This window comes from Falsiroseomonas sp. (assembly GCF_030695085.1).
In the GTDB taxonomy this organism is placed as follows: Bacteria; Pseudomonadota; Alphaproteobacteria; order Acetobacterales; family Acetobacteraceae; genus Falsiroseomonas.
Map to the genome: position 1 here is coordinate 1 of NZ_JAUYTS010000131.1, position 5748 is coordinate 5748.

The following is a 5748-nucleotide window of genomic DNA, read 5'->3' on the forward strand; positions in this document are numbered from 1 at the left end:
AATGACCTGTGCCTCTTGCGTCGGCCGCGTCGAGCGGGCGCTGATGGCCGTGCCGGGCGTGCTCGGCGCGAGCGTCAACCTGGCGACCGAGCGAGCCACGGTGCGCCATCTTGCCGGCCTCGCGCCTGACGCTTTGGTCGAGGCAGTGCGGCGCGCGGGCTACGCGGCACGCTCGGCCGGGGTGACGGAAGCCGTGGCCCGGGAAGAGGACGGGCGGGAACGGCGCGAGCGGGAGATTGCTGGATTGCGCCGCGCGACGATCCTCGCGGCGGCCCTGACGCTGCCGCTCTTCGTGCTGGAGATGGGCACGCATCTGGTGCCGGCCTTCCACCACTGGATCGCGATGACGGTAGGCACGCAGGCGTCCTGGATCGTGCAGTTCATCCTCGCCACCGCCGTGATGGCGGGACCGGGCTTGCGCTTCCATCGCGTGGGCTGGCCCAACCTGCTGCGTGGCGCGCCTGACATGAATTCGCTCGTGGCACTCGGCACCGGCGCTGCCTGGGCCTATTCCGTGGTTGCCACCTTCGCGCCGGCGCTGCTGCCGGCACAGGCACTGGCAGTGTATTATGAGGCCGCCGCGGTGATCGTGACGCTGATCCTGCTCGGCCGTTACCTGGAGGCCCGCAGCAAGGGCCGCACCTCCGAGGCGATCCGCCGACTGATGGGCCTGCAGCCCCGCACGGCGCGCATCGAGCGCGACGGCGAGGCGGTCGAGGTCGCCTTGGCCGAGCTGCGCGCCGGCGACGCCGTGCTGGTCCGCCCCGGCGAGCGCGTGCCGGTGGATGGCGCGGTGCTGGACGGTCGGTCCTACGTGGATGAGAGCATGGTGACGGGCGAACCGGTCCCCGTGGAGAAGTCCGCCGGTGCACAGGTCGTGGGCGGCACCGTCAACACGACGGGCGCCTTCCGCTTCCGCGCCACCGCAGTCGGCGCTGATACGGTGCTGGCGCAGATCGTGCGGATGGTCGAGGCCGCGCAGGGATCGAAGCTGCCGATCCAGGCCCTTGTGGACCGCGTGACCCTGTGGTTCGTGCCGGCCGTGATGGCGGTAGCCGCGCTGACCTTCCTCGCTTGGCTGATCTTCGGACCCGAGCCGGCACTGACCTTTGCGCTGGTCAATGCCGTCGCTGTGCTGATCATCGCATGTCCTTGCGCGATGGGGCTCGCCACGCCAACCTCGATCATGGTCGGCACCGGCCGCGCCGCAGAGATGGGTGTGCTGTTCCGCCGGGGCGAGGCGTTGCAGACCTTGCGCGAGGCGCGCGTGGTCGCGCTAGACAAGACCGGCACCTTGACCAGGGGACGGCCTGAGCTGACCGATCTCGTTGTGGCGCCGGGCTTCGAGGCCGATGCGATGCTGGCGCTCGTCGCCGCCGCCGAGGCACACTCCGAGCACCCGGTCGCGGCAGCGATCGTGCAGGCTGCGAAGGCGCGCGGGCTGGCCATTGGCGAGGCGGAGGGCTTCGAGGCAATGGCGGGCTTCGGCATCGCCGCAACCGTGGCGGGACAGCTGGTGACAGTCGGCGCGGACCGCTTCATGACCCGCAACGGCGTGGATGTATCCTCTTTCGCGGAGGTCGCGGCGCGGATGGGTGACGAGGGCAAGACGCCCCTCTATGCCGCCATCGACGGCCGCCTCGCCGCCGCCATCGCGGTAGCCGACCCGATCCGGGAGACAACGCCGGCCGCGATCGCAGCCCTGCACGCGCTCGGCCTCAAGATCGCAATGGTGACGGGCGACAACCGGCGCACCGCGGATGCCATTGCCCGCAGGCTCGGCATCGACGAAGTGGAGGCGGAGGTGCTGCCCGACGGTAAGGTCGCCGTGGTGCAGCGGCTGAAGGCGGGCGGTACGCGCAAGGTCGCCTTCGTCGGCGATGGCATCAACGATGCGCCGGCACTGGCCGCCGCGGATGTTGGGCTGGCCATCGGCACCGGCACGGACATCGCCATCGAAAGCGCCGATGTGGTGCTGATGTCAGGCGACCTGCGCGGCGTGCCGGATGCCATCGCCCTGAGCCAGGCGACGATCCGCAACATCCGCCAGAACCTGTTTTGGGCCTTTGCCTACAATGCCGCGCTGATTCCAGTGGCGGCGGGGGTGCTGTTTCCGGCCTTTGGCGTGCTGCTTTCGCCGATCCTGGCCGCGGTGGCCATGGGCCTGTCCAGCGTCTTCGTGCTCAGCAACGCGCTGCGGCTGCGAGGCTTCCGCGCCACAGCGCGCGGCGCCGGGGCATGAGGCACCGGCCCAGTGCGCTGGATCCGGATGATCCAGACGGTGCGGACACGGTCACAATCCGACAAAGTGTGTCGGGCACTACCGCACTGCCGTCGCCGACGTTACCAGGGGATGTCCTGCCGGCCTGTTGAAGAATTCACCGCAGGCCGGCTGACCCCAAACGAGGAGACGAACATGCTGGAACGAAACCTGGCGCGACCTCTGGCTCTGACGCTCCTGCTCGGCCTTGGTGTGGCAGCGTGCGCGCCTCAGCAGGGCACTTCGGGTGCAGCGGCGTCGAGCACCCCTGCCTCGTCCATGCAGGGCCACGACATGTCCAGCATGCAGGGCAGGGGAATGTCTGGAATGGACCACCAGGCGATGATGGCCCACTGTGCTCAGATGCGGCAGCAGCCCCAGCCGGGGGCGAGCCCGTCCGCCAGCATGCAGCAGATGATGGCGCAGTGCAGCCAGATGGAACGGTCGATGGGGTCGTCCCCGACTAGGTGACGCGGCCTTGTACTGACACTCGTCGTAGCATGTACGCCTGCATAGAAAGCGAGCCGCCAGTTAACCGGCGGCACTCCAATTCTATAAGGTAGGCGGCTACTCGGCCGCCATTCGCGCCGGGGCCTCGGTTGGCGCCGCAGTGACAGAAGGCACGCGCAGCAGGGATGGCGCCCATCCCTTGCCATCCAGCAAACCCGCCGCCGTATCGTCTATGTCGTCCTTTTGGCGCCGGCCAGCCCACGCGCGGCGGCCTCGCCGGCGCCCTGCCGGACCCCTCGACGATGAGCGCCTTCGGCACCCCGCGGCACCGCGCGCGGCGTGCCGGCGCCGGCCGGCGGGCGCGTCTGGCACCCGATGCAGGTGAAGCGCGTCGTCAATTCTGCTGGGGGTTAACGCGTTCCAGGGGGGCAAAGCGAATAAAGCCCTCACCATCTGAAACCCTCCTACATGGGAGGGGCGTTTCCTTTTCTTGGTCCACAACAGGAGAGGAAACCCTATGCACAAGTCCATCTTCCCGGTTGTCGCGCTGGCCGGGGTTCTGGTAACGGCGGGCGCCTTTGCCCAGGGCAGCCAGCAACCTCAAGGCGACACGATGCAGCAGATGCCGATGATGCAGGGCCAGGGCGGCATGATGATGGGCGGCTGCCCGATGATGCAGCGGATGGCCGCGATGGACACCCGCCTCCGGCAGCTTGAGGAGCGAGCGGGAATACCGACCCCGGCAACCCCGCCTAGCCGCTAACCGGCAAGGGGCGCGGGCGGAGGATTGCAGATGATGCACGGCGGGATGGAGGGGATGGGCTGGATGATGGGCGGCATGGGCCTGCTTGGGCTCATGCTGCTTGTCCTTCTCGTCCTTGGTATAGCGGCGCTCATCAAGTACCTCCGCCGGTGACCGTCTATCTGGAGCCTTGGCGCTCGCCCCCATCTCGAGGCCCCGGTCGCCTGACCCCTCCTCCGGCGGTGTCGGCACAGCGCACCTCGTCTTAGCGGAGCCTGCCGCACCTTATCGAGATCGAGGCGGCGCTGGAGCGACGTAGAGTTTGGTTCCGCTCCCTCACCGAGGCGATCGACGCCACCGCGTCCGGCGGCCGGCTTGTGTTCAACCTGGCCGAAGTTGCGCGGCGGCTTCTACGCCGCCAACGGCCGTTGGCTCGGGGGGGGGGGGTAGCTGCACACTCCGTTCGCTTCCGCCCCAGTCCCGTACGGCACCTGCTCAGCTGCCAGGACAATCCAGGCTGCACCTCGACACGGACTGGCTACTTTACGGCAAGCGCGCTTCCATGGGACGCATTGGTGCAGTGGCCATGCGCAAAGTCGGCCAGCGTCTCAATGATGCGGCACTCCCCAACCACCCCGCCCTCGCAGCTCGTCGCCATGCGGACCAGCTCGGCGCGGAGCGCCCCCAGCCTTTTAAGGCGCGCGTCGATTTCGGCGATCTGTGCGGTGGCCAGGGCATGCGCCCGCGTGCAGTCGGCATCGGGCTGGTCTGCAAGATCCAGAAGTGCCCTGATCGCGTCGCTCTCGAATCCCAGCTCTCGCGCATGGCGAATGAAACCGAGGCGGCGCAGATGTGCCGCGCCATAGGCACGGTGGCCGCCGGCGGTGCGGGCCGGCGGCGGCAGCCAGCCCTCCTGCTCATACCACCTGATCGTCGTCGCCTTGACGCCCGTGGCGCGGGAAAGGTCGCCGATGGCATAGGTCTCCATCATCCGCCTCCTTATCTGCGGGTTTCCAAGAATCGCGCGAAGGCGGCCAGAGCCTTGTCGCTTGCGTGGTGTTCCAGCCCCTCGGCATCTTCTTCAGCCGTTTCCGGGTCGAGCCCGACCGCGACCAGGAATCGCACCATGAGGTCATGCCGCGTCTTGGCGGCCGTCGCCATGGCCTGGCCGGCCTCGGTCAGGAAGAGCCCGCGATAGGGCTTCGTTTCCACCAGACCATCACGTTGCAGACGACCGATCGTCGCAGTGACGGTCGCCTGGGAGACGCCCATGCGGCGCGCGAGGTCGACAGCACGGGCTTCGTTCTCCTCCCGGAGAAGGTCGGCGATCAGTTCCACGTAATCCTCCGCAGTCGCGCTTCGATCTGCCTCGCGTTGGCGGGCGAAGCGGGCGGCGTGGTCGTCGGCAGGCGGAAGCGGCCGCTCCGCGGCAGGTTTGCGCATAAGAAATCGTTCATCCGGCTTGAGCCTCTTGATAGCCTCTATGGCATAATTTAGCCTAGGCTAACTTGTGGAGGCAGAGCATGAACCCGCCCTCGGACCATGCCGCCCAGATCAGCCCGCCAAGCCTGCCCGAGGTCCACCGCAGCGTGGCCGTACCCAACGCCGGCGGTTTCCTGCGCAAGCTCTTCGCCTTCATGGGGCCGGGCTACCTCGTGGCCGTCGGCTATATGGACCCGGGCAACTGGGCGACCTCGCTCGCTGGCGGATCCGCCTTCGGCTACACGCTGCTGTCCGTCGCGCTGACCTCCTCGCTGATGGCCATCCTGCTCCAGGCGCTCTGCGTGCGGATCGGCGTCGCGACGGGCCGGGACTTGGCGCAGCTCTGCCGCGACCGCTTCCCGAAGGCCGTGGCCTATCCGCTGTGGCTCTTTGCGGAGGTCGCGATCTGCGCCACGGACCTGGCCGAATTGATCGGCACCGCCATCGCGCTGGAACTGCTGTTCGGCATTCCCCTGCTCTACGGGGTGATGCTGACGGCGCTCGACGCCTTCCTGATCCTATGGTTGCAGAACAAGGGCGTACGCTGGCTTGAGGCATTGGTCTTTGGGTTGATCGCGCTGATCTTTGGCTGCTTCGCGGTGCAGATCGCGCTTTCGCAGCCGGAATGGGCGGCGGTCCTGAACGGCTACATCCCGGCCGCCTCGATCGTGACGAACCAGACGCAGCTCTACATTGCGATGGGAATCCTGGGTGCGACGGTGATGCCGCACAACCTGTATCTCCATACTGCCGTGGTGCAGTCGCGCGCCTGGAAGACCGATGAAGCGGGCAAGCGCGAGGCGATCAAGTTCGC

General features: G+C 67.9%; 5 protein-coding genes. 3 read left to right on the forward strand and 2 right to left on the reverse strand.

What is annotated here, in order from left to right; translation table 11 throughout:
• Positions 1 to 2242, forward strand: a 2242-nt coding sequence (locus Q8S40_RS14475; RefSeq protein ID WP_305670928.1) for a heavy metal translocating P-type ATPase, incomplete at its 5' end; no start/stop codon positions are given.
• A gap of 985 nt (positions 2243 to 3227) precedes the next feature.
• The gene (locus tag Q8S40_RS14480) at positions 3228 to 3473 is read left to right on the forward strand and encodes a hypothetical protein (RefSeq protein WP_304812805.1); all 246 of its coding nucleotides are present in this window, start codon (positions 3228 to 3230) and stop codon (positions 3471 to 3473) included.
• A 517-nt stretch (positions 3474 to 3990) separates the two neighbouring features.
• On the opposite strand, the gene Q8S40_RS14485 is transcribed toward Q8S40_RS14480, so the two are convergent.
• Together Q8S40_RS14485 and mntR are read right to left on the reverse strand one after the other, a co-directional pair.
• A complete protein-coding gene (locus Q8S40_RS14485) occupies positions 3991 to 4443 on the reverse strand; it encodes a helix-turn-helix domain-containing protein (RefSeq protein WP_304812809.1) in 453 nt (150 codons plus the stop codon).
• Positions 4444 to 4451: 8 nt separating this feature from the next.
• Positions 4452 to 4895, reverse strand: coding sequence for a manganese-binding transcriptional regulator MntR (mntR, locus tag Q8S40_RS14490; protein ID WP_305670929.1), 444 nt, complete (start codon positions 4893 to 4895; stop codon positions 4452 to 4454).
• Positions 4896 to 4975: 80 nt separating this feature from the next.
• On the opposite strand from mntR, the gene Q8S40_RS14495 reads away from it, so the two are divergent.
• A partial coding sequence (locus Q8S40_RS14495; RefSeq protein ID WP_305670930.1) for an Nramp family divalent metal transporter occupies positions 4976 to 5748 on the forward strand: 773 nt, incomplete at its 3' end.